27 protein-coding genes are annotated in these 26,567 nt (G+C 57.7%); 20 read left to right on the top strand and 7 right to left on the bottom strand.

Annotation, left to right across the window (positions count from 1 at the left end):
• Positions 1-51: 51 nt before the first annotated feature.
• The 14 genes from dctP to hmeg3_RS12640 all read left to right on the top strand — a co-directional run bounded on the left by dctP (position 52) and on the right by hmeg3_RS12640 (position 14,135).
• On the top strand, positions 52-1,074 hold the full coding sequence (gene dctP / locus hmeg3_RS12705) for a TRAP transporter substrate-binding protein DctP (protein WP_094564041.1): 1,023 nt from the start codon (positions 52-54) through the stop codon (positions 1,072-1,074).
• Positions 1,071-1,634 carry a TRAP transporter small permease gene (locus hmeg3_RS12700; RefSeq protein ID WP_094564040.1) on the top strand — a complete coding sequence of 188 codons (564 nt, stop codon included), beginning with the start codon at positions 1,071-1,073 and terminating at the stop codon, positions 1,632-1,634. The genes dctP and hmeg3_RS12700 overlap by 4 nt, the downstream gene beginning before the upstream one ends.
• On the top strand, positions 1,631-2,980 hold the full coding sequence (locus tag hmeg3_RS12695; protein WP_094564039.1) for a TRAP transporter large permease: 1,350 nt from the start codon (positions 1,631-1,633) through the stop codon (positions 2,978-2,980). Before hmeg3_RS12700 ends, hmeg3_RS12695 begins: the two co-directional genes overlap by 4 nt.
• On the top strand, positions 2,981-4,648 hold the full coding sequence (gene mdcA, locus hmeg3_RS12690; protein WP_094564038.1) for a malonate decarboxylase subunit alpha: 1,668 nt from the start codon (positions 2,981-2,983) through the stop codon (positions 4,646-4,648).
• 1 nt (position 4,649) lies between these two features.
• Positions 4,650-4,961, top strand: coding sequence for a malonate decarboxylase acyl carrier protein (mdcC, locus tag hmeg3_RS12685; protein ID WP_094564037.1), 312 nt, complete (start codon positions 4,650-4,652; stop codon positions 4,959-4,961).
• Positions 4,958-5,872 (top strand): biotin-independent malonate decarboxylase subunit beta, encoded by a 915-nt coding sequence (locus hmeg3_RS12680; RefSeq protein ID WP_094564036.1) that lies wholly within the window; start codon positions 4,958-4,960, stop codon positions 5,870-5,872. The genes mdcC and hmeg3_RS12680 overlap by 4 nt, the downstream gene beginning before the upstream one ends.
• Complete coding sequence (gene mdcE, locus hmeg3_RS12675) at positions 5,869-6,585, top strand: biotin-independent malonate decarboxylase subunit gamma (RefSeq protein ID WP_094564035.1); 717 nt, start codon at positions 5,869-5,871, stop codon at positions 6,583-6,585. Before hmeg3_RS12680 ends, mdcE begins: the two co-directional genes overlap by 4 nt.
• Positions 6,569-7,270, top strand: coding sequence for a malonate decarboxylase holo-[acyl-carrier-protein] synthase (gene mdcG / locus hmeg3_RS12670; protein ID WP_094564034.1), 702 nt, complete (start codon positions 6,569-6,571; stop codon positions 7,268-7,270). The genes mdcE and mdcG overlap by 17 nt, the downstream gene beginning before the upstream one ends.
• Entirely contained in the window at positions 7,258-8,229 is a 972-nt protein-coding gene (mdcB, locus tag hmeg3_RS12665) for a triphosphoribosyl-dephospho-CoA synthase MdcB (RefSeq protein WP_232511634.1), read from the top strand. The genes mdcG and mdcB overlap by 13 nt, the downstream gene beginning before the upstream one ends.
• Complete coding sequence (locus hmeg3_RS12660) at positions 8,226-9,164, top strand: ACP S-malonyltransferase (protein ID WP_094564032.1); 939 nt, start codon at positions 8,226-8,228, stop codon at positions 9,162-9,164. Before mdcB ends, hmeg3_RS12660 begins: the two co-directional genes overlap by 4 nt.
• 359 nt (positions 9,165-9,523) lie before the next feature.
• A complete protein-coding gene (locus tag hmeg3_RS12655; RefSeq protein ID WP_094564031.1) occupies positions 9,524-10,849 on the top strand; it encodes an ATP-binding protein in 1,326 nt (441 codons plus the stop codon).
• A gap of 10 nt (positions 10,850-10,859) precedes the next feature.
• Entirely contained in the window at positions 10,860-11,306 is a 447-nt protein-coding gene (locus hmeg3_RS12650; protein ID WP_094566310.1) for a response regulator, read from the top strand.
• A 68-nt stretch (positions 11,307-11,374) separates the two neighbouring features.
• Positions 11,375-13,426, top strand: coding sequence for a bifunctional diguanylate cyclase/phosphodiesterase (locus tag hmeg3_RS12645; protein ID WP_232511633.1), 2,052 nt, complete (start codon positions 11,375-11,377; stop codon positions 13,424-13,426).
• 85 nt (positions 13,427-13,511) lie between these two features.
• On the top strand, positions 13,512-14,135 hold the full coding sequence (locus tag hmeg3_RS12640; RefSeq protein WP_094564029.1) for an NTP transferase domain-containing protein: 624 nt from the start codon (positions 13,512-13,514) through the stop codon (positions 14,133-14,135).
• A gap of 15 nt (positions 14,136-14,150) precedes the next feature.
• Here hmeg3_RS12640 and hmeg3_RS12635 read toward each other — a convergent pair whose 3' ends face one another.
• The 4 genes from hmeg3_RS12635 to hmeg3_RS12620 all read right to left on the bottom strand — a co-directional run bounded on the left by hmeg3_RS12635 (position 14,151) and on the right by hmeg3_RS12620 (position 19,094).
• Complete coding sequence (locus hmeg3_RS12635; protein ID WP_094564028.1) at positions 14,151-15,185, bottom strand: XdhC family protein; 1,035 nt, start codon at positions 15,183-15,185, stop codon at positions 14,151-14,153.
• Positions 15,186-15,258: 73 nt separating this feature from the next.
• On the bottom strand, positions 15,259-17,568 hold the full coding sequence (locus tag hmeg3_RS12630; RefSeq protein ID WP_094564027.1) for a xanthine dehydrogenase family protein molybdopterin-binding subunit: 2,310 nt from the start codon (positions 17,566-17,568) through the stop codon (positions 15,259-15,261).
• Positions 17,565-18,032 (bottom strand): (2Fe-2S)-binding protein, encoded by a 468-nt coding sequence (locus tag hmeg3_RS12625; protein WP_094564026.1) that lies wholly within the window; start codon positions 18,030-18,032, stop codon positions 17,565-17,567. Before hmeg3_RS12625 ends, hmeg3_RS12630 begins: the two co-directional genes overlap by 4 nt.
• A gap of 171 nt (positions 18,033-18,203) precedes the next feature.
• Positions 18,204-19,094 (bottom strand): LysR family transcriptional regulator, encoded by an 891-nt coding sequence (locus tag hmeg3_RS12620; RefSeq protein WP_094564025.1) that lies wholly within the window; start codon positions 19,092-19,094, stop codon positions 18,204-18,206.
• Positions 19,095-19,467: 373 nt separating this feature from the next.
• Here hmeg3_RS12620 and hmeg3_RS12615 point away from each other — a divergent pair, with 373 nt between their 5' ends.
• Both hmeg3_RS12615 and hmeg3_RS12610 read left to right on the top strand, forming a co-directional pair.
• Positions 19,468-19,719 (top strand): DUF6139 family protein, encoded by a 252-nt coding sequence (locus hmeg3_RS12615; RefSeq protein ID WP_094566309.1) that lies wholly within the window; start codon positions 19,468-19,470, stop codon positions 19,717-19,719.
• Positions 19,720-19,872: 153 nt separating this feature from the next.
• Positions 19,873-20,106: a hypothetical protein gene (locus hmeg3_RS12610; RefSeq protein WP_094564024.1), complete on the top strand. Its 234-nt coding sequence runs from the start codon at positions 19,873-19,875 to the stop codon at positions 20,104-20,106.
• A gap of 102 nt (positions 20,107-20,208) precedes the next feature.
• On the opposite strand, the gene hmeg3_RS12605 is transcribed toward hmeg3_RS12610, so the two are convergent.
• From hmeg3_RS12605 to hmeg3_RS12595, 3 genes are all read right to left on the bottom strand, one after another.
• Positions 20,209-21,783 (bottom strand): sensor domain-containing diguanylate cyclase, encoded by a 1,575-nt coding sequence (locus hmeg3_RS12605; RefSeq protein ID WP_094564023.1) that lies wholly within the window; start codon positions 21,781-21,783, stop codon positions 20,209-20,211.
• 297 nt (positions 21,784-22,080) lie between these two features.
• Complete coding sequence (locus hmeg3_RS12600) at positions 22,081-22,437, bottom strand: hypothetical protein (RefSeq protein ID WP_094564022.1); 357 nt, start codon at positions 22,435-22,437, stop codon at positions 22,081-22,083.
• A gap of 163 nt (positions 22,438-22,600) precedes the next feature.
• Positions 22,601-23,305 carry an MgtC/SapB family protein gene (locus tag hmeg3_RS12595; RefSeq protein WP_094564021.1) on the bottom strand — a complete coding sequence of 235 codons (705 nt, stop codon included), beginning with the start codon at positions 23,303-23,305 and terminating at the stop codon, positions 22,601-22,603.
• Positions 23,306-23,760: 455 nt separating this feature from the next.
• On the opposite strand from hmeg3_RS12595, the gene hmeg3_RS12590 reads away from it, so the two are divergent.
• The 4 genes from hmeg3_RS12590 (at position 23,761) to hmeg3_RS12575 (ending at position 26,555) form a co-directional block, all read left to right on the top strand.
• Positions 23,761-24,678 carry a 2-hydroxyacid dehydrogenase gene (locus hmeg3_RS12590; RefSeq protein WP_094564020.1) on the top strand — a complete coding sequence of 306 codons (918 nt, stop codon included), beginning with the start codon at positions 23,761-23,763 and terminating at the stop codon, positions 24,676-24,678.
• A 240-nt stretch (positions 24,679-24,918) separates the two neighbouring features.
• Positions 24,919-25,398: an acyl-CoA thioesterase gene (locus tag hmeg3_RS12585; protein ID WP_094564019.1), complete on the top strand. Its 480-nt coding sequence runs from the start codon at positions 24,919-24,921 to the stop codon at positions 25,396-25,398.
• A gap of 28 nt (positions 25,399-25,426) precedes the next feature.
• A complete protein-coding gene (locus hmeg3_RS12580) occupies positions 25,427-25,822 on the top strand; it encodes a CidA/LrgA family protein (protein WP_094564018.1) in 396 nt (131 codons plus the stop codon).
• On the top strand, positions 25,815-26,555 hold the full coding sequence (locus tag hmeg3_RS12575; RefSeq protein WP_094564017.1) for an LrgB family protein: 741 nt from the start codon (positions 25,815-25,817) through the stop codon (positions 26,553-26,555). The genes hmeg3_RS12580 and hmeg3_RS12575 overlap by 8 nt, the downstream gene beginning before the upstream one ends.
• Positions 26,556-26,567: the final 12 nt, after the last annotated feature.

The following is a 26,567-nucleotide window of genomic DNA, read 5'->3' as shown; positions in this document are numbered from 1 at the left end:
CGGCACCAGATAACTAAAAGCAGTATTTCTTTCACTTAAGGAGGAGCAGCAATGACTTCGCAAACCCGTAGAAGCATTATCGGAGCGCTGGCAACAGCACCATTGTGGACAGCCGGTACCTCGGTATGGGCACAGACCACCTCGCTGAAGATTTCCCATCAATTCCCTGGCGGCACGATCAACGAAGGCGATTTTCGCGATCGTCTGACCCGCCTGTTTGCTGAAGAAGTTAGCAAACGCACCAAAGGCAGCCTCAAGTTCGAGATCTATCCCGGCTCCTCGCTGATGAAGGTCAATGCGCAGTTCTCGGCCATGCGCAAAGGCGCGCTTGACCTGTCGCTGGTGCCGCTCAATTACGCCGGCGGTGAAGTTCCGGAAACCAATATCGGCCTGATGCCGGGACTGGTGACCTCGTACGCACAAGGCTCGGCATGGAAAAACGCTGAAGTCGGCAAAGAACTTGCACGCATCCTGGCCGAGAAGGGCATCCTGATCGTCAGCTGGATCTGGCAAGCGGGCGGTGTCGCCTCGCGCGGCAAGCCGATCGTTGATCCTGCCGACGCCAAGGGCATGAAAGTGCGCGGTGGTTCGCGCGAAATGGATCTGATCCTGAAAGAAGCGGGCGCTGCCGTCGTGACGCTGCCGTCCAACGAAATCTACGCGGCCATGCAAACCGGCGCGATGGATGCGGCGATGACATCATCGACGTCTTTCATGTCTTTCCGCCTGGAAGAAGTCGCCAAGGCGCTGACCACCGGTCGCGACAAGGCGTACTGGTACATGTTCGAGCCGCTGATGATTTCCAAGTCCGTGTTCGAAAAACTGAGCAAGGATCAGCAAGCCGCCATCATGGCCGTCGGCGCCGAGATGGAGCAGTTCGCACTGAAGGCTGCCCAGACCGATGACGTCGCGGTCGCCGCCGTGTACCAGAAAGCCGGCGCCAAGGTCGTCGACCTCGATGCCGCAACCGTCAAGAAGTGGCAGGACATCGCCCGTGCGACTGCATGGAAGGACTTCGCCGCGCGTAACGCCAATTGTGCCAATCTGTTGAAACTGGCGGAGAAGCTCCTATGAGTCACGGTTTCGAGATGCAGCCGCAGGCCAAGCCTGCCGTGCCTGCCAACGCCGTCCTGGCCGGGCTGCACCACGGGCTTGAGAAGTACAACAAGCTCGCGGTGTTCCTGGCGATGATCGCATTGATGCTGACGTCGATCATCCTGACGTACTCGGTGGTGGTGCGCTATTTCTTCCATCAACCGACCGACTGGCAGGACGAGGCATCGGTGTTCATGCTGGTCGGCGTGATCTTCCTGTGTTCGGCGTATGTGCAATCCTTGCGCGGCCATATCGGCATCGAGGCGCTGGCGGGCTTTTTGTCGCCGACTGCCAACAAGATCCGCATGTTCATCGTCGACCTGATCTCCTTCGTGTTTTGCGCCTTCTTCGCCTGGAAATCGTGGACGCTGTTTCACGAAGCCTGGGTGGACGGACAAACCACCTCGTCGACCTTCGCGCCACCACTGTGGATTCCGTATTCGATGATGGCGCTGGGCATGACCATGCTCACGCTGCAACTGCTGGTGCAAGTGTTGACCCGCATGACAGGCACTGTTCCGGCGAAGGAGGCAGCATGACACCATTGGTTCTTGGTTCCCTGTATGGGATCGTCACCATCCTCGTGATGTGTTCCGGCATGCCGATCGCTTTTGCGCTTGGCGTGGTGGCGACTTCGTTCATGTATTTCTTCATGCCGGCGTCCTCGTTGGATACGGTGACGCAAAACGTCTATGAAGAGATTGCATCGATCACCTTGCTGTCGATTCCGCTGTTCATCCTCAAGGGGGCGGCCATCGGCAAATCCCCGGCCGGTAAGGACTTGTACTCCGCCATCCACGCCTGGTTGAATCGTGTGCCAGGCGGCCTCGGCATCGCCAACGTGTTTGCCTGCGCCTTGTTTGCGGCAATGGCAGGCTCGTCGCCGGCAACATGCTCGGCCATCGGCTCGGCCGGTATTCCCGAAATGCGCCGTCGCGGTTACTCACCCGGCTTTGCCGCAGGCATCATCGCTGCGGGCGGCACGCTGGGGATTCTGCTGCCACCGTCGATCACCATGATTTTGTACGCGGTGGCGGCGGAGCAATCGCTGGGACGTTTGTTCCTCGCGGGCATCGGCCCGGGCGTGTTGCTGGTGATTCTGTTCGCCGGTTACGCCGTGTTCCGGGCACGCAAAGAGTACAAGATGGCACACGCCATCTATACCGGTGGCGGCGCCAAATCGGCTTACCTGGATGACGAGCATTTCACGCTGGCACAAAAGGTGGAGATGCTGCCGCGCGTGCTGCCTTTCCTGATCCTGCTGATCGGCGTGATGGTAGCCTTGTACGGTGGCTTTGCCACACCGTCGGAAACAGCCGGTCTGGGCGCCTTGCTGGCTATCGTGCTGATCGCTGTCGTCTACCGCATCTACAAGCCACGTGAGCTGGTGCCTTTCCTCAACTCGACCATCAAGGAATCGGGCATGCTGCTGTTGATCATCGGCATGTCGCTGCTGTACTCCTATGTGATGAGTTACCTGCACATCAGCCAGTCGGCGGCGCAGTGGGTGGTGGACATGCATTTGTCCAAATGGCTGTTGCTGGCGGTGATCCTGCTGATGGTGATCGTGCTCGGCTTCTTTCTGCCGCCGGTATCGATCATCCTGATGACGGCGCCGATTATCCTCCCGCCCTTGCGTGAGGCCGGTTTTGATCTGATCTGGTTCGGTATCGTCATGACGGTGGTGATGGAAATGGGCCTGATCCATCCGCCGGTGGGTTTGAACTTGTTCGTCATCAAGAACATCGCACCCGACATCCCGTTGTCGGACGTCATCAAGGGGACGATTCCTTTCCTGGCGCTGATGTTCCTGGCGGTGATTCTGTTGTGTTTCTTTCCGGGTATTGCCACCGGCTTGCCCAATATCCTCATGGGAGTGAAGTAAATGTCTGCCACCGACCACGTCTGGAATCGTCGGCAAACAAATCGCAATGAACGCCTGGCGCGCGCAAGCGGCGTGCTGGGCAACGCGCTCGAAGGCAAGCTCTTGCCCTCCGCACGCATTGCCGATTTGTTATACGCCGTCATCGAATCGGGCGATCGCGTTTGCCTCGAAGGCAACAACCAGAAGCAGGCCGACTTCTTGTCGAAGGCGTTGGCCGGGCTTGATCCGGCGCGTGTGCATGACCTGCACATGCTGTTTTCCGTGCTGGCTCTGCCGGAGCATCTGGACGTCTTCGAAAAAGGCATCGCCTCGAAACTGGATTTTTCCTTCTCCGGTCCGCAGGCCGGTCGGTTGGCCAAGCTGGCGTCGGCCGGCAAACTCAATATCGGCGCGATTCATACCTATCTGGAATTGTTCGGCCGTTATTTTGTCGACCTGACGCCGCGCATCGCCCTGGTGGCGGCGCAGGCGGCGGATCGCCACGGCAATCTCTACACCGGCCCCAATACCGAAGACACGCCGGCGATTGTCGAAGCGACCGCCTTCAGCAGCGGCATCGTGATTGCACAGGTCAATGAAATCGTCGACGTGCTGCCGCGCATCGATATCCCGGCAGACTGGGTCAGCTTTGTGACCAAGGCGCCGACACCGCATTACATCGAGCCGCTGTTCACGCGTGATCCGGCGCAAATCTCTGAGATTCAGGTGCTCATGGCGATGATGGCCATCAAAGGTATCTACGCAGAGTACGAAGTCCAGCGCCTCAACCACGGCATCGGTTTCGACACTGCCGCCATTGAGCTGATCCTGCCGACTTATGCCGAATCGCTTGGCCTGCGCGGCAAGATCTGCAAGCATTGGGCACTGAATCCGCATCCGGCCTTGATCCCCGCGATTGAAGCCGGTTTCGTCGAGTCGGTGCATTCTTTCGGCTCCGAACTGGGCATGGAAGATTACATTCGCGCACGTCCCGATATTTTCTTCGTCGGCCCGGACGGCTCCATGCGCAGCAACCGCGCGTTCTCGCAAACAGCAGGCCACTACGCCTGCGACATGTTCATCGGCTCGACCTTGCAGATCGATTTGCAGGGCAATTCGTCGACCGCAACCCTGGGACGCATCGCCGGCTTTGGCGGCGCACCCAACATGGGCGCTGATGCGCGCGGCCGCCGTCACGCCAGCCCGGCATGGCTCAAGGCCGGCCAGCAGGCGAGGGCAGGCAAGAACACCATCCCGCGTGGCCAGAAGCTGGTGGTGCAAACGGTGGAAACTTTCCGCGAACACATGCAACCCGCCTTTGTCGAAAAACTCGACGCCTGGCAACTGGCCGAGCAAGCCAAGATGCCGATTCCTCCGGTGATGATTTACGGCGACGATGTCACGCACATCCTGACTGAAGAAGGCATCGCAAATCTTTTGCTGTGCCGCACCGATGAAGAGCGCGAGCAAGCTATTCGCGGCGTCGCCGGCTACACGCCGGTCGGCCTGGCGCGCGATAAGCGCATGGTTGAGAACCTGCGTGACCGGGGAATTATCCGCCGTGCCGAAGACATGGGCATCGACAAGCGCCTCGCCACGCGTGATCTGCTGGCGGCCAAGAACATGAAGGATCTGGTGCGCGCCTCCGGTGGGCTATACAACCCGCCCAAACGTTTCAGGAACTGGTGATATGGAAACCTTGAACTATCGTTTTGAAAACGGCACCCGCAAACTCTCCGCCAAGGCCGAACTGGTCGGTGTGGTCAGCTCCGGTAATCTGGAAGTGCTGATTGAACCGGCCGACCTGCAAGGCGGCTGCTCGGTTGAAATCAAAACCGCGGCACGCGGCTTCGGCGCGATCTGGGAAGCCGTCATCGGCGACTTCAACAAGCGCTGGCAACTGGCCGATACGCGCATCTCGATCAATGATATGGGCGCGACTCCCGCCGTGGTGAGCCTGCGCCTGGATCAAGCGGTGGAATCCATGGTGGAGGCGAAATGATGGCGACCAAAAGTGTGAGCTATCTTGAAGCCAACGCCCGCGAACGCGTCGCGCTGGTGCTCGATGCCGGCAGTTTTGAAGAGTTTCTGCCGCCGGCCAAACGTATCGTCAGTCCGCATCTGGGCCAACTGGATGCGCCGGTGTCATTTGATGATGGCGTCGTGATCGGACGCGGCAGCCTGAATGGTGCGACCGTATTCGCCGCAGCGCAGGAGGGCGGCTTCATGGGCGGTGCAGTCGGCGAAGTCCATGGCGCCAAACTGGTCGGCTTGCTCAAACGCGCTGTGCAGGAACAAGCCGAAGGCGTCATCCTGCTGCTGGAAACCGGCGGTGTGCGTCTGCATGAAGCCAACGCAGGTCTGATCGCCGTATCCGAAGTGATGCGCGCCGTACTGGATACGCGTGCAGCCGGTATCCCCGTCATTGTGCTGGTAGGCGGCTCCAACGGCTGCTTTGGCGGCATGGGCATCGTTGCACGTTGCGCCAACGCTATCATCATGTCGGAAGAAGGGCGTCTCGCCATGTCGGGGCCGGAAGTCATCGAAACCGCCAACGGCGTCGAAGAATTCGACTCGCGCGACCGTGCGCTGGTCTGGCGCACCACCGGCGGCAAGCATCGCTATCTGCTGGGCGATTGCCAGGGCATCGTGGCGGATGACGCCGATGCATTTCGTGCGGCGGCATCGCAGACTTTGCAGGCATTTAAAGGCAATCCGACAGCTTTGAGCTTGCAGGCGCTGGAAGCGGAGCAGGCCATGCTTGAGCAACGCATCGCGCGCTTCGGTGACGCGGCCGATCCGCAGGACATCTGGACGCGTCTTGGCATCGAACAGGCGCAGCAGATTCCCATGCTGGAGGCGGCACCCTTCGTCGCGCTGGTTGAGGCGCATCGTGTGAAAGGAACACCATGAGCTGGCAAACTTTGGCGGATGACTTATTCCCGCAAGGCCACAGCATTACCGAGAAGGCCGAGTTCTTGTCCGGCACGGCGCAGGTTGACGGCGAGATCGTGACGGTGGTCGGCACCACCGGCCATACGCCGATCGGCATCGAGATCGCGCTTGCGCAAGCGCAGGCAGTCCTGCAAACCGTGCGCGAGCATCCGGGGCGTTCCATCATCATCCTGGTCGACACGCAGGGACAGCGTCTGCGTCATCGTGACGAGATGCTCGGCATCAACAGCTACATGGCGCATCTGGGCAAATGCATAGCCCTGGCGCGTCAGCAGGGGCACAAGATCATCGGGCTGGTGTATGACCAGGCCTTGTCGGGCGGCTTCATTACCAGCGGCCTCATGGCTGACGCCTGCTATGCCTTGCCGAATGCGACCATCCGGGTGATGGGCTTGCCTGCCATGGCGCGTATCACCAAGGTGCCGGAAGAACGTCTGGTCGAACTGGCGAAGAGCAATCCGGTGTTTGCACCCGGCCCCGAAAATTATCGCCGCATGGGTGGCGTCGCTGAAATCTGGAGCGGCGATCTGGCCGCGCAATTGAAGCAGGCACTGGCCGATGCAGACAACAAGGACGGTCGTGCCGCCCTCGGTCAGGAACGCGGCGGCCGCAACTGGTCGCAGCGAGTCGTCAATGCCATCGTCAGCGGCAGCGATGTCCAGCCTGTATAAGCGACACAGCCTGGTCTGGCTGAGCGAACGCGGCTGGCAAGATGCTGCGTTGACGCTGCCGGATGCGCATCGCCATCATGTCCTGTGTTGGCAGGCGCACGATTGGCCGGCGATTGTGCGCCGCCAGGATGCCGATTGCCCGGCAGATGCAATTTGTCTTGGCGTCGCTTTGCCGCCGGATGCGGAGGGCAACAAGCTGCGACTGCCTTTGCGCGTGGCAAAAGAGCACGTACGCCGGGTGCAAGATCCTTTGGCGATTCTCAATGTGATTCCGCATGTGACGGCTTCGTGGCGGGATGCATTACAACAACTGGACAATGACGTCGTCGCAAAAGGCTTGTCGGTGAGCGTCTACGGCTCGCTGGCATTGCAGGCGCTCACCGGTCAGGTTTATCTGCGGCCGTCTTCCGATATCGATCTGTTGTTCCGGCCGTTGAGCGGCCGGCAATTGACTGAGGGCATCGATCTGCTCCAACGTCATGCACAAACCTTGCCGCTGGATGGCGAAATCGTCTTTCCTGATGATGCCGCGGTATCGTGGAAGGAATGGGCGCAGGCTTGCCATCACCCCGATAATCGCGTGCTGCTTAAACGCAGCCGCGACGTCGCGCTCTTGCGTGTCGGCGATTTGCTGGCGAAGCTGAACAGTCACGAAGAACGTCAGAGGCCGGCATGCCCAGTCTGATCTCTCTACCCACTCAGCCAGCCATGCGTCTGTCGACCGTACCGCACTACACCGAGCGACGCCGCCGGCAACGCAGCCTGCGCGATTTTTGCCGCAAGATGGCACGCGAGGCGGTGCGCAGTTTGTATCAGGAGCTGGTGCTTTATCCCAAACCTGGACTTGTCTCTCTGGTCGACAACGGCAGTCACGACGACATGGATGCATCGACCTTCATGCGCAGTCTGTTTTCGCTAAGGCGCTATTTCGTTGAGATTGCGGAAGCAGGTACACACGGCGCACCTTTCAGTGAACTCAAGCAACTCGGCATCAGGGCAGAGCAGCGTATGCTGCGCGCCACTGCCGGCATCAATACCCATCGCGGAGCGATTTTCGGACTGGGCATGCTGTGTGCTGCGCTGGCATCGTGCCGTGCGCAAGGGATGACGCTTTCTCCGCAAGCGGTACGCGCCACTTTATTGATTCAATGGGGCGATGCCTTGACTGCGCACACCAGCGCTGGCGACGCCAGCAGCAATGGGCTGCGGGTTGCCGCGCATCATGCTGTCGGGGGCGCACGCGAAGAAGGCGCGTTGGGCTTTCCCTCGGTCTTTGATATCGCCTTGCCGCAATTGCAGGCGACCCTGGATGCCGGACGTGACTGGCAATGCGCCAAAATCGATGCCCTGTTTGCGCTGATGGCGCATGTCAGCGACACCAATGTCTACCATCGCGGCGGCAATGCCGGAGCAAACATGGTGCAGGCCCGCAGCCGTGCTTTCATGGCGGACGGCGGCACCGGCAATATCGATTGGCAAGCGCAGGCCGAAACATGTCATCGAGAATTCGTGCGACATCGCTTGTCGCCCGGCGGTGCTGCCGATCTGCTGGCTGCAGCTTGTCTGATGCATGCGATTTGTTTCGATAAGGACAAGGAGCATGGCAGCGAAATTGCCAACATCAACAGCAACCTGAAAGCATGACCGAACGCTTTGCCATTCTCTGCCCCGGCCAAGGCGGCCAGCATGCCGCCATGTTCGATTTGCTGCGCAATGATGTGCGCGGCGCAGAGATCTTGCAGGGTTATGCATTGGAACAGCGCCTTGGGCAACCGCTTGATGTCCTCTTGCAAGATGACCGCCTCTTGTTTGCCAATCGCCATGCACAGCCTCTGGTGGCGGCAGCCGGCCTGGCTGCGTGGCAGGCCCTGACGCTGAACAGCGAACTCCCGGTGCCATATCTGGTGGCGGGGTACAGCATTGGTGAATTGACTGCTTACGGTGTCGCTGGATCAATGCCGGCAATAACCGTCATCGATCTTGCCATCGCGCGCGCCGGTTATATGGATGCCTGCCTGCGTGAGGAGCCTCAGCAAGGTTTGATGTCAGTTGGCGGCTTGCCGGTTGAGGAAGTGGCTGCCGTATTGCGGCAGCACAATGCCCATGTGGCGATACAGACAGGCTTCGATACGCTGATCGCCGGCGGTCGCAATGCCGACTTGCTGGCGGCAGGACGTCAATGTGAAACGCGCGGCGCCAGAACCGGCATGTTGCCGGTCGGCATCGCATCGCATACACCGCTGATGGCATCGGCATCCGCGCCGTTTTCAACAGCCTTGAATGCGATTGTCTTCGATCCTCCTGTGGTCTCCGTCCTGGCAGGCATCTCGGCACAGGAAGTGCACGATACAGACTCGGCCAGGCGCAGTCTGGTCGAGCAACTTACCACTACCATCCAGTGGTCTGCCTGCATGGACGCCTGCGCAGAACGAGGCATTACGGTCGCGCTTGAGCTTGGGCCGGGTTCTGCCTTGTCGCGCATGTTGCGCGAAAGTCATCCAGGCATCGAATGCCGTTCTCTCTCTGACTTCCGCAGTCTTGCGGGAGCATCGAAGTGGTTGCAAAGCCGTCTCGGATAACTTGATTTTCCAACCTACCTGGAAGCTCTTAGTTGACGAAAAATCAAGCTTTGCACACGCATCTTTAAAACCCGATACGTACGCTTGAAATGTAACTATCAATTAGGTACATTGGACTCGTCATTCAGGTTTCATAAAAATATAAACAAACAATCAACCTTGCTTCACTGACAGAGTTTTTGGTGCTCCCGCAGCATCGGGCGAGACAAGAAACGAGGCAGCAATCAAGTAAAAAGGTGTTTGTCCACACTATTAGCTTGCCCGATATAGCAGCACGTGAGTATCTGAACACATGTGACCCTGTAGTGGATTTAAGTACTCGACTTACTTACGGCTCTTTTTAGATACGGACATAAGCGATGACATTACAAGTCTCCACAAAGGAGATTGCAAATTTTCAATTGTTGTTCGAGTCGGTGCCCGGACTGTTTCTCGTCTTGTTGCCGGACTTTACTATTACCGCCGTCAGCGACGCTTACTTGCAGGCAACGCTCACCCGTCGCGAGCAGATTGTCGGACGCCATCTGTTTGATGTCTTTCCGGACAATCCGGACGACCCCAATGCCGACGGCGTAGCCAACCTGCGCCGCTCGCTGGAGCGTGTGCTCGAGACCCGGATGCCGGATGCCATGGCGATGCAAAAGTACGATGTGCCGCGACCGGATGGAACTGGTTTTGAGGAGCGTTACTGGAGTCCGTCCAATTTTCCCGTGATGGATGCCGATCGCAATATCCTTTACATCATGCATCGTGCGGAGGACATCACATCTTACGTGCTGCTCAAGAAAAATCGCGATGAGCTCGGCCTGTTGCATGACGAGTTGAAGAAAAAGGTCTGTGCAGACGAGCTGGAACTTCCTGAGTTGACAGACGATATCAGCGCCGGCAATCAACACCTGCATGCGCTCAATCGCGCCCTCAAGCTGGAAATCCTGGCGCGCAGCAAACTGGAAGAAGCCAATCGTGAATTGACGCGTGAACTCAAAGACAATATCGAAAAGCTGGAAGCGAGCAACAAGGAAATGGAGAGTTTCAGCTATTCGGTATCGCATGATTTGCGCGCACCGTTACGTGCCGTCGACGGCTTTGCACGCATGCTGGAAGAAGACGTTGCCGATCAGCTTGACGACGAAGGCCGGCGCAAACTGCAAGTCATACGCGACAACACGCGCAATATGGGGCGTCTCATTGATGAGTTGCTGGAGTTCTCCCGCCTGGGGCGTAAAGAACTCAACTACGGTCATCTCGACATGTCTGCATTGGCCCAGGCGGCATTCAACGATGCTGCGAGCGTCGCCGTCAATGACACGACCTTGTCGCTGAGCGAGCTGCCCGCAGCGCGAGGCGACATTACCCTGATCAAGCAAGTCTGGTTCAACCTGCTGTCGAATGCCTGCAAGTTCAGCGCCAAGCGCGAACAGGCCCATATCACCGTCAAAGGATCTGTGGAGGGGGACGTCCTTACGTACACGGTCAGTGATAACGGCGCAGGCTTTGACATGCGCTATTACAACAAACTGTTTGGTGTATTCCAGCGCTTGCATCGTGTGAGCGAGTTCGAAGGAACCGGTGTTGGTCTGGCAATCGTGCATCGCATCGTGACGCGCCATGGGGGAAAAATCTGGGCGGAAGGCGTGGTTGGCGAAGGCGCGGTATTTCATTTCACCTTGCCTGCGGCAACATGAAAGGATGGCGATGAACAGCTTCGAAAAAATTGATATCTTGCTGGTGGAAGACAACCCCTACGATGCCGAGCTGTCGATGCGCGCGCTGCAAAAAAAGAAGCTGGTCAACAAAGTCGAATGGGTACAGGACGGTGCCGATGCGCTGGACTTTATTTTCAGCCAGGGTGTCTACGAACATCGGGTGCAGGACGAGCCTCTCAAGCTGATCCTGCTCGATATCAAACTGCCCAAGGTCAGTGGCATTGACGTGTTGCGCAAGATCAAAGCTGATCCTGTCACCAGATCGATTCCGGTGGTCATGCTGACGTCTTCTGCCGAAGGACAGGATCTGAGCGAGTGTTACAAGCTCGGCGTCAATAGCTACATCGTCAAGCCTGTGGAGTTCGAAAGTTTTCAGGAGGAAGTTGAAAAAGCGGGTTTCTACTGGATGCTCGTCAATCGCGTACCAGCATCATAAAAAAATAGGGCATGGGGATGAGAAGAAGCACACTCAAAATTCTAATAGTGGAAGATGATCCTGACGATGTGGAACTATCACGCTATGAACTGGTGCGTGCCGGTATCGCCTGCGACATCTATCAGGTAGAAACCGAAGATGCTTTTCTCGACGCGCTGAGCCACTATCAGCCCGATATCATTCTGGGCGATTTCTCCTTGCCCGCTTTCGACGGCATGTCGGCGCTGCAGATCGTGCAGCAGATCGCGCCGAACACACCTTTTTTGTTTGTCTCCGGCACCATGGGCGAGGAACGTGCGATCAAGGCGCTGAAGCAGGGCGCCTATGACTACGTGCTCAAGTCCAATCTGGCACGTTTGCCGTCGGCGGTGGAGCGCGCTCTGCAAGAGGCGCATCAGAACCAGATCCGCCACAAGATGGAACAGGCTTTGCAGGCCGAACGCAATCTGCTGTCAGCCATTTTCGACACGACCGGGGCACTGGGAATGATGCTGGACAAGGACGGCCGCATCATGCGTTTCAACCAGGCGGCCGAACGCACCACCGGTTATACCTTTTCGCAAGTTCAGGGCAAGCAGTTCTGGGAAGTTTTCTTTCCGCCGGAAGAGGTGGAGCCGGTGCGCAATCATTTCCTGCACTGGCATCTGCAGTCGCAACCATTGCAATATCAGAGCCGCTGGCTGACCACAGGCGGGGAGCGCCGCGAAATCCTGTGGTTGACTACCTTCTTGCAAGACGACAGCGGGCTGGCGCTCAATTTTATTTGCAGCGGTATCGACATCACGCAATGGCGTCAGGCGGAAGATCGCGTCCATCGCCTGAGCAACTATGACGTCCTCACGGGCTTACCCAATCGCAGCCTGTTACGCGACCGTTTGGAGCAAGGCATTACGCGGGTGGAGCGTGAACAACGCCCCGGTTTGATTGCAGTCATTCTCATCGGGGTACGCGGTGCTATTGCCGTGCGCGAGAGCCTGGGATTGCAATTGAGTGAAGATGCGCTGGTGGAGGCCAGCCGCCGTTTGTCAGGGCTGATGCAGCATGATGCGACGCTGGCACGCTTTGGAGACACCAGCTTTGCGATGGTCTTGCATGTGCATGCTCAAGACCAGATCGCTATGGTGGTGCAGGAAATCATCGATGTGCTTGACCTGCCTTATCACGTCGATGGCCATGAGGGCGTCTATCTGGAGTCCAGCATCGGGGTGACTGTTTATCCCAATGACGGCGATAGCGGCGATGCCTTGTTGCAGGCCGCCGAGGTTGCGATGCACCGGGCCATGGACAACGTGCTGGAACGTTTTCAATTCTACACGCCGAGCCTGAACAGCCAGGTCAGCCACCGCTTGCAGATGGCTTCACAATTGCGCCAGGCTGTGCAAAAGCACGAGCTGATCCTGCACTATCAGCCGCAGGTATCGCTGGATAGCGGCAAGATTGTCGGTGTTGAGGCCTTGCTGCGCTGGCAGCATCCGGAAAAAGGCATGATCTCACCGCTGCAATTCATCCCGCTGGCAGAAGAAACCGGGTTGATCGTGCCGATCGGCGAATGGGTTCTGCGTACTGCGTGCGAACAGGGTAAGCGCTGGCACGATATGGGTGTGCACGGATTGACGATGGCGGTCAACTTGTCGGCCAAGCAGTTTGCCCTGAATAGTCTGGCCACAGTGGTGCGTCATGCGTTGGATGACAGCGGCTTGGATTCGCATTGTCTGGAACTGGAACTGACCGAAAGTGCTTCGATGGAAACTCCGGAAAAGAGCATCGAAGTGATGCAGTTACTCAAGTCCATGGGCGTGCGCCTGTCGATCGATGATTTCGGAACCGGCTATTCCAACCTCAATTACCTCAAGCGTTTTCCGGTAGACCAACTGAAGATCGATCGCTCCTTCGTGCAGGATGTGACGTCGGATGCGGACGATCTTGCCATCGCCAGGGCCGTCATCGCACTGGCGCGCAGCCTGCATCTGGAAGTACTGGCTGAGGGAGTGGAAACTCTGGGGCAGTACAATGTGATGAAGGAAAACGGCTGCGACAAGGTGCAAGGCTACTACTTCAGCAAGCCATTGGCTGTGGACGATTGCACCCGATTTTTGCTGCAACAGGCAACGGGCGGATGACGGTACGCTGACGCAAAACCAAGGCCACCGTTGGCGTCACGCAGAGAAAACGCATGAGCGCAATTTTGATGGATAATCGGAGGCCATGACCTCCGTAATTTCATCCTCAGCATCTCCGTCCTCTCGATTTGTCGGCCTTTTGCTGGCAGCCGGAAAAGGTTCTCGCTTCGATCCGAGCGGCGCCGATAACAAGTTGCTCGCGCCATTGTCCGATACGGACGATTGTGTTGTCGCCGCTGCCGCTCGCAAACTGCTGGCGGCATTGCCGGTCGTTGCGGTGGTCAACTCCCTGCAAGGAGAGGTCGCTCGGCGTCTTGCCGCGATGGGATGTCAGGTGGTGGAATGCCGCGATGCAGGCGAGGGCATGAGCGCTTCGCTGATGTGTGGAATCCGGCATACCAAGGATGCGACAGGCTGGCTGATCGCATTGGGTGACATGCCGCATGTGCAGACATCCACACATGGCGGCTTGCTGGCGGCACTCAAGGACGGTGTCGATCTGGCCGTGCCGGTTTATCTCGGCAAGCGCGGTAATCCGGTGGCCTTCGGCCGCAAGCATCTGGATGGCCTGCTGCAATTGAGCGGTGACCGCGGCGCAAGGGAGTTACTGAAATCGTCACCTGTCAACGAGATCCCCGTCAACGATCCCGGTATTCATCGGGACATCGATACGCGTGCCGATCTCGCAGCTTCCGGCAGTACCGCCTGAAGCAAAAACAGCGTCTTATTTGGCGAGTTCACCGACCGTGCAACTGCCGCCACCTTCGGTGCCAGATCCAGGGAGAGGATCGGTGCGAGCAGCATGCGTCTGCGAGATGGACACGCCGTTACGGATGGCGGTCATTTCCGCCAGGATGGCGATGGCGATTTCCGGCGGCGTACGGGCACCGAGGAAGAGCCCGACAGGGCCGTGCAGCTTGTCGATTTCTGCCGTACTGATGTCGAACAATGCCAGTCGCTCGCGACGCTTGATGTTGTTGGTGCGCGAGCCGATGGCGCCGATATAGAAGGCCGGCGACTTGAGGGCTTCGATCAGCGCCATATCGTCCAGCTTGGGATCGTGTGTCAGCGTCACCACCGCGCTGTTGGCATCCAGTTGCAGGCGCAGCAGCAGATCGTCGGGCATCTCTTTGGTGAGCTCAACGCCGGCGATATCCCATTCCTTCAGATACTCTTCCCGCGGGTCGCAGACGATCACCTGATAATCCAATGCGAGCGCAAACTGGGCCACATAGCGCGACATTTGTGCGGCGCCAATGATGATCAGACGATAGCGTGGACCGAAAGGTGCGATCAGCTGGCGATCCTGCACCCGTGTCTGGTGTGCGTTGCTGTCGGTGGACAGCGTTGCGGCGCCGGTGTCGAGATCCAGCGTGCGCGTAACACGCAGCCCCTGGCGTACGGCAGCCAGTAATTCTGCGATGCAGGATGCGGCCGAGACCGGCTCCATCATGATTTCCAGCGTGCCGCCGCAAGGCAGGCCGAAGCGGTGTGCTTCGTCGGCGGTGAGTCCGTATTTCAATTCAAACGGCAAAGCTTCCTGCAGTTCGCCGGCTTGTATGCGGCGGATCAGATCGTCTTCCACACAGCCGCCGGACACGGAGCCTCGCACGTGACCATCGTCGCGAATCGCCATCATTGAGCCGACCGGGCGCGGCGCCGAACCCCAGGTATGGGTGACGGTGCCGAGCAGGACATGATGTCCCTGCTCGTGCCAGGCAAGAGCGGTATTGAGGACGTCGAAGTCGATGGATTCCATGGGTTCTCCGTGTTATCTCCGAGTTATTGCTGTGCCAACTGCGCGCTAACGGTTGCCTTGCTGGTTTCAGTCATCAGGCTTTTTCAGGTTTCTTCAACTGCTCGCGAATCGGCAACTGGCGAATGCGCTTGCCGGTGGCTGCAAAGATCGCATTGCACAAGGCCGGCGCAATCGTCGGCGTGGCCGGTTCACCGACGCCACCCAACGGTACGTCCAGCGTATGCGGAACAATGTGCACCTGAATCTGGCCCGGTGCGGCGAAGGCGCGCAAGACTTCGTAGTCGTGGAAGTTGCTTTGCTCCACGGCGCCGTTCTTGAACGAGATTTCACCGGTCATCGCCAGGCTGATACCCATGATACAGGCGCCTTCAACTTGCGAGCGGATACGATCCGGGTTGATCGACGGGCCGCAATCGACGGCGACGTCCACACGGGGAATCGATACTTCGCCTTCATCGTTGACGATCACTTCGACCACCGCTGCGATATACGTCACAAAGCTGTAGCATACCGCCAGTCCGAGCCCGCGACCTTTAGGCAGCTTGCGTCCCCAGCCGGCCTTTGCCGTTGCCAGTTCGATCACGCCGCGCATACGTCCGGTATCGAGCGGATAACGCTCGGGCGACTCGCCGTAGTTCCAGCCGTCGGACATTTCCGACGGACTGATCTTGCGCGCAGGGCCGATCAGTTCCAACAGGTAGTCGCGATGATCGCGCTTGGCGGCGGCGGCAAGTTCGGCACTGAACGATTGGACGGCAAAAGCATGCGGAATGTTCGACACCGAACGGAACCAGCCGATGCGCGTGTGCGCTTCGACTTCCGGTGCTTCCACGCGGAAATTCGGAATCGCGTAAGGGATGTTGATCGCAGACATGCCCAACTCAAACGGCGCTTCCCCCTTGGCTCCTGCAACGAAGATCGATGCAATGGTGGGTGCGACGGTACGATGCAGCCAGGCATTGACCTTGCCGCTGGCATCGAGCGAGGCTTCCAGATGTTCGACCGATACGGTATGCAGGTAATCGTGGTGGATGTCGTCTTCGCGTGTCCAGGTGATTTTGACCGGCGCACCGTTCATCGCTTTGGACAGCAAGGCCGCTTCGGCAGCAAAATCCGGCTTGGACTTGCGACCAAAGCCGCCGCCCAACAGGGTGACGTTGACGGTAACTTCTTCCGGCTTCAGGCCGAGATGGCCGGCGACGGTTTCGCGTGTGGCTTGCGGTGCTTGAACGCAAGCCCAAACCTCACATTTGCCATTGACGATGCGGGCGACCGCAGCCGGTGGTTCCATCGTGGCGTGGGCAATGTGCGGCAGATAGTATTCGGCCTCGATACGGCGCGTTGCGCTTGACAGCGCAGCCATCGTGTCGCCGTTATTGCGCACGGTCTTGGCCGGTTTGCGTGCCGCAGCTTCCATGGTTTTGCGATATTCAGCCGAATCGTAAGACGCGTTGGGGCCGTTGTCCCAGGTCAGCTTGAGCGCCTCGCGGCCTTTGATTGCGGCCCAGGTATTGCGCGCAATCACAGCGACGCCGCCGAGCGGATTGAACAGCGCCGGTGGCGGACTGCCCTTGAGTTCGACCACGCGGATCACGCCGGGAATTTTCAATGCTTCGCTGCTGTCGACGCTGGCCAGCTTGCCGCCAAATACCGGCGGACGGGCGATGACGGCGTAGACCATGCCTTCCAGGCGCGTGTCGATACCGTATTGCGTGTTGCCGGTGACGATATCGTGCAAATCGATGCCGCGCGTGCTGTCCTTGCCGATGTAGCGGAACTGCTGCGGCGTCTTCAGGCGAACCGCATCGCGTGCCGGCAACGGCAGCTTGGCCGCATCAGCTGCGACATCGCCAAAGCCGAGCTTGCGGCCGCTGGGCTTGTGGAAGATTTCGTGATTCTTGGTTTCGACTTCGGTAACTGGTACTTTCCAGCGCGCTGCCGCGGCGGTTTCCAGCATCAGGCGGGCAGTGGCGCCGACCTGGCGCATGGGGCCGAAGGAGTGGCGCATGCTGCGCGAACCGTCGGTGTTCTGATTGCCGTATTTTTCCTGGTCACCTTGCGCTTGCACTACGCGCACACGGCTCCAGTCGGCTTCCAGTTCATCGGCCACCACCATCGGCAGGCTGGTGCGTACGCCCTGGCCCATTTCGGAGCGGTGGGCGACGATGGTGACGACACCGTCTGCGCCGATGGAAACGAACAGCAATGCGCTGTCCTTGAGTCCGCCGGGCATGCCGTCGCCACCGAATTTAGGCGCATCGGCAGCGGTAACTATGCCGTTGACACCCACCGTCAACGCCAGGCCGGTAAATGCGCCGATACCTTTGAGCAGGCTGCGGCGGCTCAGTTGTACTTTGCCGAGATCATCAAAGACTGCGCTCATTTTGCGCCTCCGTTTTGTGCCGCAGCTTGCTTGATGGCAGCCTTGATACGAGTGTACGTACCGCAGCGGCAAATGTTGCCGCTCATGGCGTCGTCGATGTCTTTATCGGTCGGATTTGGCGTGGTCTTCAGCAGCGCCGTGGCGGACATGATCTGTCCGGCCTGGCAATAGCCGCATTGCGGCACGCCGAGCGCCATCCAGGCGTCTTGCACCGATTTGCCGATCTTGTCCTGGGAAACTGCTTCGATGGTGGTGATCTGCTTGCCGGCGGCGGCGGAAATCGGCGTAATGCAGGAGCGGATTGGCTGGCCGTCCAGATGGACCGTACAGGCACCGCACAAAGCCATACCACAGCCGAATTTGGTGCCGGTCATGCCGAGCTGATCGCGCAAGGTCCAGAGGATCGGGGTGTCTTCAGGCAAATCGACGTTGTGCTGTTTACCGTTGATGGTGAGCGTGGGCATTTGTACTTATACCTTTCCGACTTGGGGATGACCTAGTGAGGGAATATTTCGCTGCCATAGGCAATGTAGCAGCAATCCGTAGCGCAGGAGTATCGCAATGATTGCTGTACGTTGAAATGAAAAGCTTTGGAATTCTCGATTCCTGTTTGAGGAATAATTCCATGAAGAGTCCTACGTGGCCGATTTCGAGTCGATCGGGAAATCCCCCGAAGCTGATAGCGTATCCACCAGTGCATCGAATACCAGGCGCACGCGTGCAGGTACCGGCCCGCGCTGGGGGCGGTAAACATAAAGGTCCCATGGCGTCGGTTCCAGATCCTGCAGCACGGTGACCAACTCACCATTGCGAATATGGGGCATGGCCATGAAAGCCGCCAGTTGACCGAAGGCTACACCGTCGAGCACCGAACGGCGCTCGGTGTCGGGATCGTCGGTAATGAAAGCCGGCATGCGCGGACCGACTTGCTGGCCGTCGGCGAAATACCAGGGCCAGATACGTCCGGTGTTGCGGTCAACAATGGCGCTCATCGGGTGCTCAACCAGTTGCTCAAGCGTGGTCGGGACACCGCAGCGCGCGATCAGCGCCGGGCTGGCGCAGACAAAGAATGCCACCTTGGCGACCGGGCGCGCTACATAGCGGCTATCGCGCAGAAAGCCGACGCGGATACCGATGTCGATCTTGTCGTCGACTGCATCGGTAATGACTTCCGACAGGCGCAAGTCCAGCGTGATATTCGGGTGGGCAAGCGCGATCTTGTTCAGGATCGGCAGCAGATAGGTGCGCGTGAGCGTGCTGGGCGCGGTGATGCGGACGATTCCGCGCAATTCATTATCGTTGCGATGGTTGTTGTCGAGAAATAAATCATCCAGTGCATTGATCGACATGCGGGCGCGATGCATAAGGCGCTCGCCAAAAGCGGTAATGCGTACTTGGCGGGTATTGCGGTGAAACAGCAATTCACCGAAAGCTGCTTCCAGCTCTTTGACGGCGCGCGTGACGACTTGCGGCGAGATGCCCATGCGCACGGCAGCTTCGCGAAAATTCGCGCTTTCTGCAGCCATGCAAAAAATTCGTAATTGCTCAATGCGGTTCAGTTTGCTCTCCCTGTTACAGCGCTGCGTGCCCGGTTGAAGGTGCAGATTGGCGTTCCGGGCATTATTCCATAAACAGGAATTGAGGGCTGTGGCAGGACAATTTCTGCAATTTTGCACGGATGTTCTATGGTGAAGAGGTAGGCAGTAAGCATGCTGCTGAATATCGAAAACGAGGAAAAATGCGAGCCAAGGTTCATCCCGGAGGCTCGATGAAATCGGGTTGAACTAATGATTTTTACCCTAGTCCCACTTGAAGATCATGCTGAAAAGCACGTATTTTTTGATCATGCGCAACATGAGTGAATTGAGTAATGATTGACAAACCGGCAAGGGAGAAATGATGAAAGTAGATGTGTATAAAAGGTCTGAAGACAGCAACCTCTGTTCTTATCTCGTTGTTCCGACCGAGAAGCCTTTGCCCCAGGAAGTCGCCAGTACCGATTGGCTGGTACATGAGCTCAACGTGGACTTTGAGCGCGATGGCAAGAAGCATTTCACGCTCAATCCAGAGGATGCGTTTCATCAGATCGGCGAGAAGGGCTACGCAATCAGTCATCTGGACGATCGCACTAAGGATACCGACGCCCATTGATTAGTCATCCGTTGCTAAGCGGCGAAGTACGCCAGAGTCGAATTGATAGATTCAGAGACGGCGAAAGACCGAAGTAGAGGAAAAGAGCGTAATGTAAGAAACAGGCAGGAAACTGAAAAAACGAAAACCGTACGCTAACGAGGAGACATCACCATGCCGATAGAACAGGTAGGCGATTACGAAATCGAGTATTCCGGTGTGAAGCTGGCATCGGATAGCAATAACTGGGCGGCGACGGTCACAATCTTTGGCCCGTCGACCAATCCCATGCATCGAAATGCTATTTTTCCGTGCCAGCGCGTGTTGCTGGATACCACTTTTGAGGACGAGAAGTCAGCCGAGCAGGAAGCGCGAAAAGCGGCAGTGGAAATGTTGCCACACCATTGATTACTAGCGGTTGACGATCTGCCGAAGGTGCCCCGGCTGTAGAGTGCAAACAGTATTCACAGACCGCTCAAGCTGAGAGCACGAGAACGGCGAGATAGGGCATCAGCCCGGGCCGCAGGCAGGCGGAATGTCATCGTCGCTGCTGCAAACCTGATCGCGACCGCGCGCCTTCGCGGTGTAGAGTGCTTTGTCGGCGGCGCTGACGAGATCCATCAGATTACAGTTCTTGTTCGGTACGATGGCCTGGACGCCCACGCTGATGGTGACAATGCCGGTCGGATTCTTGCCGTGTGGAATATTGAGATTGCGTACGTCAGCGCAGATCTTTTCCGCAACGTTGACCGCGCCTTTCAGATCCGTATTAGGCAGCAAAATGGCAAATTCTTCTCCGCCATAACGGGCCGACAGGTCGCCGGGACGATTCATCTGGATGACTTTGCCGATCTTTTGCAGGCAGACATCGCCGGCAGGGTGGCCGTAGGTATCGTTGTATTTCTTGAAGTGATCGACATCGATCATCAGCAATGCCAGTGACTGGCTCTCGCGTTTGGCGCGATTGAATTCATTTGCCAGCGTCACGTCGAACTGCCGCCGGTTGGCGACCCCGGTGAGACTGTCCTCCAGCGCCATCTTCTGCAAAGTCTTGTTCATTTCCACCAGCTTTTCCCGGGCAGCCAGCAGTTTTTGCTGGGCCTGGGCTCGCAGCTTGATTTGATTGACCAGGCGTTTCCCCAACCAGGCCAGCATGGCGACGAGGATGAGTACACCAATGGATTGCAGCAGCGTTTCCGTACGCCAGCCGGCGAGAACTTCGTCGTAAGACACGCCTGCTGTCACAAACAGCGGGTATTTTTCCAGCCGCTTGTAGCTATAAATACGCAGCAAGCCATCTCGTGGAGACTTGAGCAGCGCCACGCCGCGTTTGTTACGGCGCGTGTGGTCGCTGACCAGATTTTCATTGCTGATGTTTTTGCCGATGGAGTCGACTTGTAACGGTCTTTCAGCAAGCAGGATACCGGCTTGTGACGCCAGCAGGATTTCACCTTTTTTGCCGGTGTCGAAGCTCGTGTAAAACTTGAGGAAATAGTCGACAGCCACTGTCGCCAGTGCGACACCTGCAAAACTGCCGTCGGGGTGATTAATGCGCCGAGAAACAGGAATGATCCAGTCGCCGGTGGAACGGCTTTTGACCGGCACGCCCACGTGAGCACCTCGGTCGTTATGGGTCATGTGATAGATGAAGTACTCGCGATCCGAGTTGTTCAGCATCCATGGCGAATCGTCGAGAGAGTTGACCAGCCATTTACCGGTCTGGTCGTAGATGAACAAACCTTGCAGCTGCGGCAGTTCCTTGACATAAGACGCCAGCAACGGATACAGGCGCGCCAGAGCTTCGCGGTCGTTGCCTTCCACTTCCAGCCGCTGCACGATGCCGAACAACACCGAATCGGCAGACGTCAGCGTTGCCTCGGCATGTTCTGCCAGCGCCCGCGACAGGTTGGCCGTGGCAACTTGCGCATCGTCAATGTCCTTGCTGCGGACATTCCATGAAAAGAAGATATGCAGAGCGAGAATGGAAATACAGACCAACCCGACAAAGACGGTGGCAAAAATGCGAATGTTGACGCGTTTGGCGCTGGACACGGCTAAGGCCGGCGCCTCTTCAGGGGTAGTCATCTAGATCGATTCCATTTTCGTTCTATGAACGGATATCGGTGAAACATAACTACGGGCTATAACAAAGAGTTTTTGCTGTCGACGCAATGTACTTGCGTCATGTATTTATTTGTACTTATTTTTGTATTAGTGAAAATAGCAACGAAGTACTTACACGATAGCAGTAATGTGGAGGAATGTGCGCAAAGAGAAGACGAGTTAATCCCACTCATTTCCCTTGCTGACATGAATGCCTTCGCACTTCATCCGCTGCCTGATCCTGCGTTTCACCCATGAAGCAGCGGCCCCTCGTATAGCTCAGCTACGTGCGCCCGGCACGCTTTGCCACCGCACGCTGCGTACGCTTTTTTCCAGGCCGAGACGACTGACCAGACGCACCAAAGCGGCGCGTTCGGTGGTGGTGCAGGTCAGCGAGATGGTGTAGTCGACCAGTTGCTGATGTGCGCGAGGTTTGATTTCCAGCTCATAACCCTGATCAAAACCGTCCTGTAATTGCAGCAGGATCAGTTCTTCGATGTGCTGAGCCTCGTCGCAACGGCATGAGGCGATTACTTTGTAAGGCAGGCGCTGTGGCGCAACCGGTGGCGTATTGTTGAAGAAATAGTTACCGTTGAAAAAGGTATCGAGTTTGGTTTCCAGTTTGGTGATGCGCATGGCTTTACTCCTTTCCCCTGGATCGCTCGCCTCGCAGAATTGTCCGGTTGCGGCGAGATGATCCTCTTATGTATAAATTCTGTGTAACTTTTGCGTCATTGCTTTCAGGTGCTTTCAAGCGATGTACAAGCTGTTCCTGCAATGCTGCTATAACGCCAGCGGTCTACACTTCGACGACATTCAAGACTGCCCATCGCGCTGCGCTGACGCCTTTTTCCAGGCTGACCCGGCTGACGATCTGTTCCAGCTGCAAATGATTGCTTGGCGACGTGATCAGGTCCGCCCGGACTTCCAACTGATTGCCGGAAGGCAGGTCTTCGCTATGCAGCGACTGTACGATCAGGTGCGGCATGCCGTTGAGCATATGAAGCATCAACGTGCGGACTTGCACTTCATCGTCGGGACGGCAAACGATAGAGAGGCGATAGACCTGTTCGACTTCGGTTGCACGTTGCAGATCTTGTTTGTTGATCAGATGCGCGACACTGCGCAACAGCACGTTGGCGCCCAGGATGGCGCCGGCACCGATAGTGGCTTCCAACGCATGTCCGAGTCCCGAGAGCACGCCGATAGCGGCTGAGCACCACAAGGTGGCGGCGGTGTTGAGGCCGCGTACATTGGCGCCTTCGCGCATGATCACACCGGCACCGAGAAAACCAATGCCGGAGACGACGTAAGAAGCGATGCGCGTAGCGCCTTGCGGGTCGGTCTCAAATGCCGAGACCATGACAAACAGTGCCGCGCCCGTGGCGACGAGAGCGTTGGTGCGCAAGCCGGCCATGCGCTGACGCATCTGGCGTTCGGCGCCGATGATGGAGCCGAGAACCAGCGCCAGCAAAATCCGTAGTGCGAAAACGTGTGCATCCATGAAAAAATCCTTCCACATCCGGACGTGCGCGGCGCGTAGCTCACAAGCCTTAGCACATGAACTCGGAGACGCGCACATCGTGCTTGCCGAGGCAGCAACAAGGCGCCTGCGCAAGCATTAAAAATGAAAGACGGGAAGACTTGGATAGGGAAGGGTGAGAATTCACCGCGACACTGCAACCGGAACAACTTCGGCTGCAGCCATGATGGTGCTGCGAGGGAAGCGTGTCCAGGTTATCGACCCGTCTGCGTTAAATAACCAGAGCAACTGTCCACTTCGTGTTAACACCAAAAATTAAGATGGGCGCAATATAAAGGATGAGAAATAACGCGTCAAGCGAGAGTGTGAATGGTGTTGCTTTCAGGGCACCAGAGGGCGGTCGCGCGTCGAAATGCAATTCGCCATAAAATTGCATATCTGCAGACTACGCCTCTCCCTTCCATTTCAATCCGACAATGAAACCTCAACTCCTGGTCCTTATTCATCTTTCCGAACAAAGCAAAGCCACCATCGGCGGTGCCTTCGAGATCCTCTATGCGCCCGACAAGCAGACTCGTGATGCCGCTGTTTCCGGTGTCGCCAAAGACGTCAAAGTGGTGCTCACCAATGGCTCGACCGGACTCACTGCGGCCGAGATGGATATCCTGAGCCAGCTGGAGCTGGTCTGCGCTCTCGGCGCCGGTTTTGAGAACATCGACAGTGCACATGCCGAGAAGCGCGGCATCAAGGTCGCTACCGGTGCGGGCACCAATGACGATTGCGTCGCAGATCACGCGATGGGCCTGGTGCTGGCCGTGATGCGCAATATTCCCCAGCTCGACATCGCGTGCCGCGGTGGTATCTGGCGCGAGGCCTTGGTCCTTCCGCCGCAGCTTGCAGGCAAACGCCTGGGAGTGGCTGGGCTGGGCACCATTGGCAAAAAAATCGCGCGCCGGGCGGCTGCCTTCGACATGGAGATCGGCTATTTCAACCGGTCACGCCGGGACGATGTCGATTACCGGTATTTTGAAAGCGTGCCGCAGTTGGCAAGCTGGTGCGACGTCTTGGTCATTGCCACGCCGGGCGGCGCGGCCACCCGGCATCTGATTGGCGCGCGCGAGTTGCAGGCACTGGGGCCGAAAGGCTTTCTGGTCAACATTTCGCGTGGCAGTGTGGTCGACACGGCAGCGTTGGCGGAGGCGTTGCGCAAGGGTGAACTTGGCGGCGCAGGGTTGGACGTCTATGAAAGCGAACCCAAGCCGCCGGTGGAATTGCTCGAATTCAAGAACGTGGTGCTGACGCCGCATATGGCCGGCTGGTCGCCGGAAGCCATCACGGCCTCGGTCGACAAGTTCCTGCGCAATGCGGATGCCCACTTCTCAAAAGCGGGCTGAGCAGCGTACAGATAAGCCGGGAGGGGCGGTAAGAGCGCGACAAGGCCAGAAACTTGCTTAGCTTTGGGCTTGCCTGACAGGATTATTCCAGTTAGGCTTTCCGCTTTGTTGCGCTGCATCGGAAGACAATACGAGCCAAAATTCAGAATTCAGGCTCCGGAATTGCTTCAAGTTAGCCGGCAGTGCGACGTAAATGAAGCATATCACTTGAATTCAACAAAAAAGAGAAAGCCGCGCACCATGGACATGCCATCTCACCAACTCACCATGACCGTTCTGATGACGCCAGACATGGCCAATTTTTCGGGCAACGTGCACGGCGGCACCATTCTCAAATTCCTCGATCAGGTCGCTTACGCTTGCGCCAGCCGTTACGCCGGTCAATACGTGGTGACGCTGAGCGTGGATCAGGTGATGTTTCGCCAGCCTATCCACGTCGGCGAACTGGTCAGCTTTCTGGCCAGCGTCAATCACACCGGTACGTCATCAATGGAAGTCGGCATTAAAGTGGTGGCCGAGAATATTCGTACTCAAGAAGTGCGTCATGTGAACAGCTGTTTCTTCACCATGGTGGCGGTTGACGGGGAACGCAAGCCGGTGGCGGTGCCATCGCTGCGCCCGTTCACAGCAGAGGAAAAGCGTCGCTTCGAAGCCGCCAAGCTGCGCAAGAAGCTGCGTGCGGAGCTGTCGCAGCGTTTCGAAGAAGCCAAGCTGTCCTGATTGATCACATCTGCCAAAGGGAAGTGAAATGCTTGCCAGTTTCGCGACCCTGCTGGTCTTCCAATGTCTCGGCGAAGGCATTACTTTCGCCCTGAAACTCCCGATTCCCGGTCCCGTCGTCGGTATGCTGCTGCTGTTTTTCAGCCTGGTGGCGTATCCGCCTTTGCTGGAGAAAGTCGAAGCGACGGCTTCCGAGCTGCTGCGGCATCTGTCCCTGCTGTTTGTGCCGGCCGGTGTCGGCATCGTCGCCGCTGCCGGGCAGGTGAAAGGACACTGGATAACGGTCATTCTGGCGGTCGCGGTCAGTACCTTGCTGACGCTGGCTGTGACTGCCACCGTCACCCGTGCTGTCATGAACTGGCAGAAACGACGAGAAGCTTTGCTTGGCAAGCCGGACGAAGGCAAGGAGGACGATCATGCGTGAGCTGCCGCCATTCGGTCTGATCTGGGTGTATCTGTCGGCCTCGCCGCTGCTGGGGTTGACGTTGACTTTGTGCGCGTATGTTGTCGCATACTGGATCTACGGCCGCTGCAAGTTTTCTCCGCTGGCCAATCCCGTGGCGATCGCCATCGCGCTGGTCAGTACTGTGCTGCTGATAAGCGGCATGCCATACAGTGAATACTTCGCCGGTGCTCAGTTTGTTCACTTCCTGCTTGGGCCTGCGACCGTTGCACTGGCGATTCCGCTGGCGCGCCAGTTGCCGCGTTTGCGCCGTTCCTTTTTACCTTTGCTGTGCGGGTTGCTGGCCGGTTCTGCGACCGCGATTGTCTCGGCAGTGACCTTGACCGTGTTGCTGGGTGGATCGTACCAACTGGCGGTGTCCATCGGACCCAAGTCCGCTACGACTCCAATCGCCATGGGTGTTGCGGAAAAGCTCGGGGGCCTGCCTGCATTGACAGCGGTGCTGGTGATCAGTACCGGGATCTTCGGCGCGATTGCTGCGCGCTTCCTGTTCAATCGCATGCGTATTGATTCTGCCGAAGTGCGCGGTTTCGCGCTCGGTGTGACCTCGCACGGCATTGGTACGGCGCGCGCCTTTCAGGTAAGCCCGGAGATGGGTGCTTTCGCCGGTCTCGGCATGGGACTTAACGGTGTGCTGACGGCTTTTCTGGCGCCATGGCTGATTCCGGTCTTTGCCGGATTGCTGGCGCGCTGATCTAATCTGACC

Source organism: Herbaspirillum sp. meg3 (assembly GCF_002257565.1).
In the GTDB taxonomy this organism is placed as follows: Bacteria; Pseudomonadota; Gammaproteobacteria; order Burkholderiales; family Burkholderiaceae_D; genus Herbaspirillum.
Note: the sequence above shows the minus strand (reverse complement) of the source record. Positions and strands in the feature narration are given on the sequence as shown.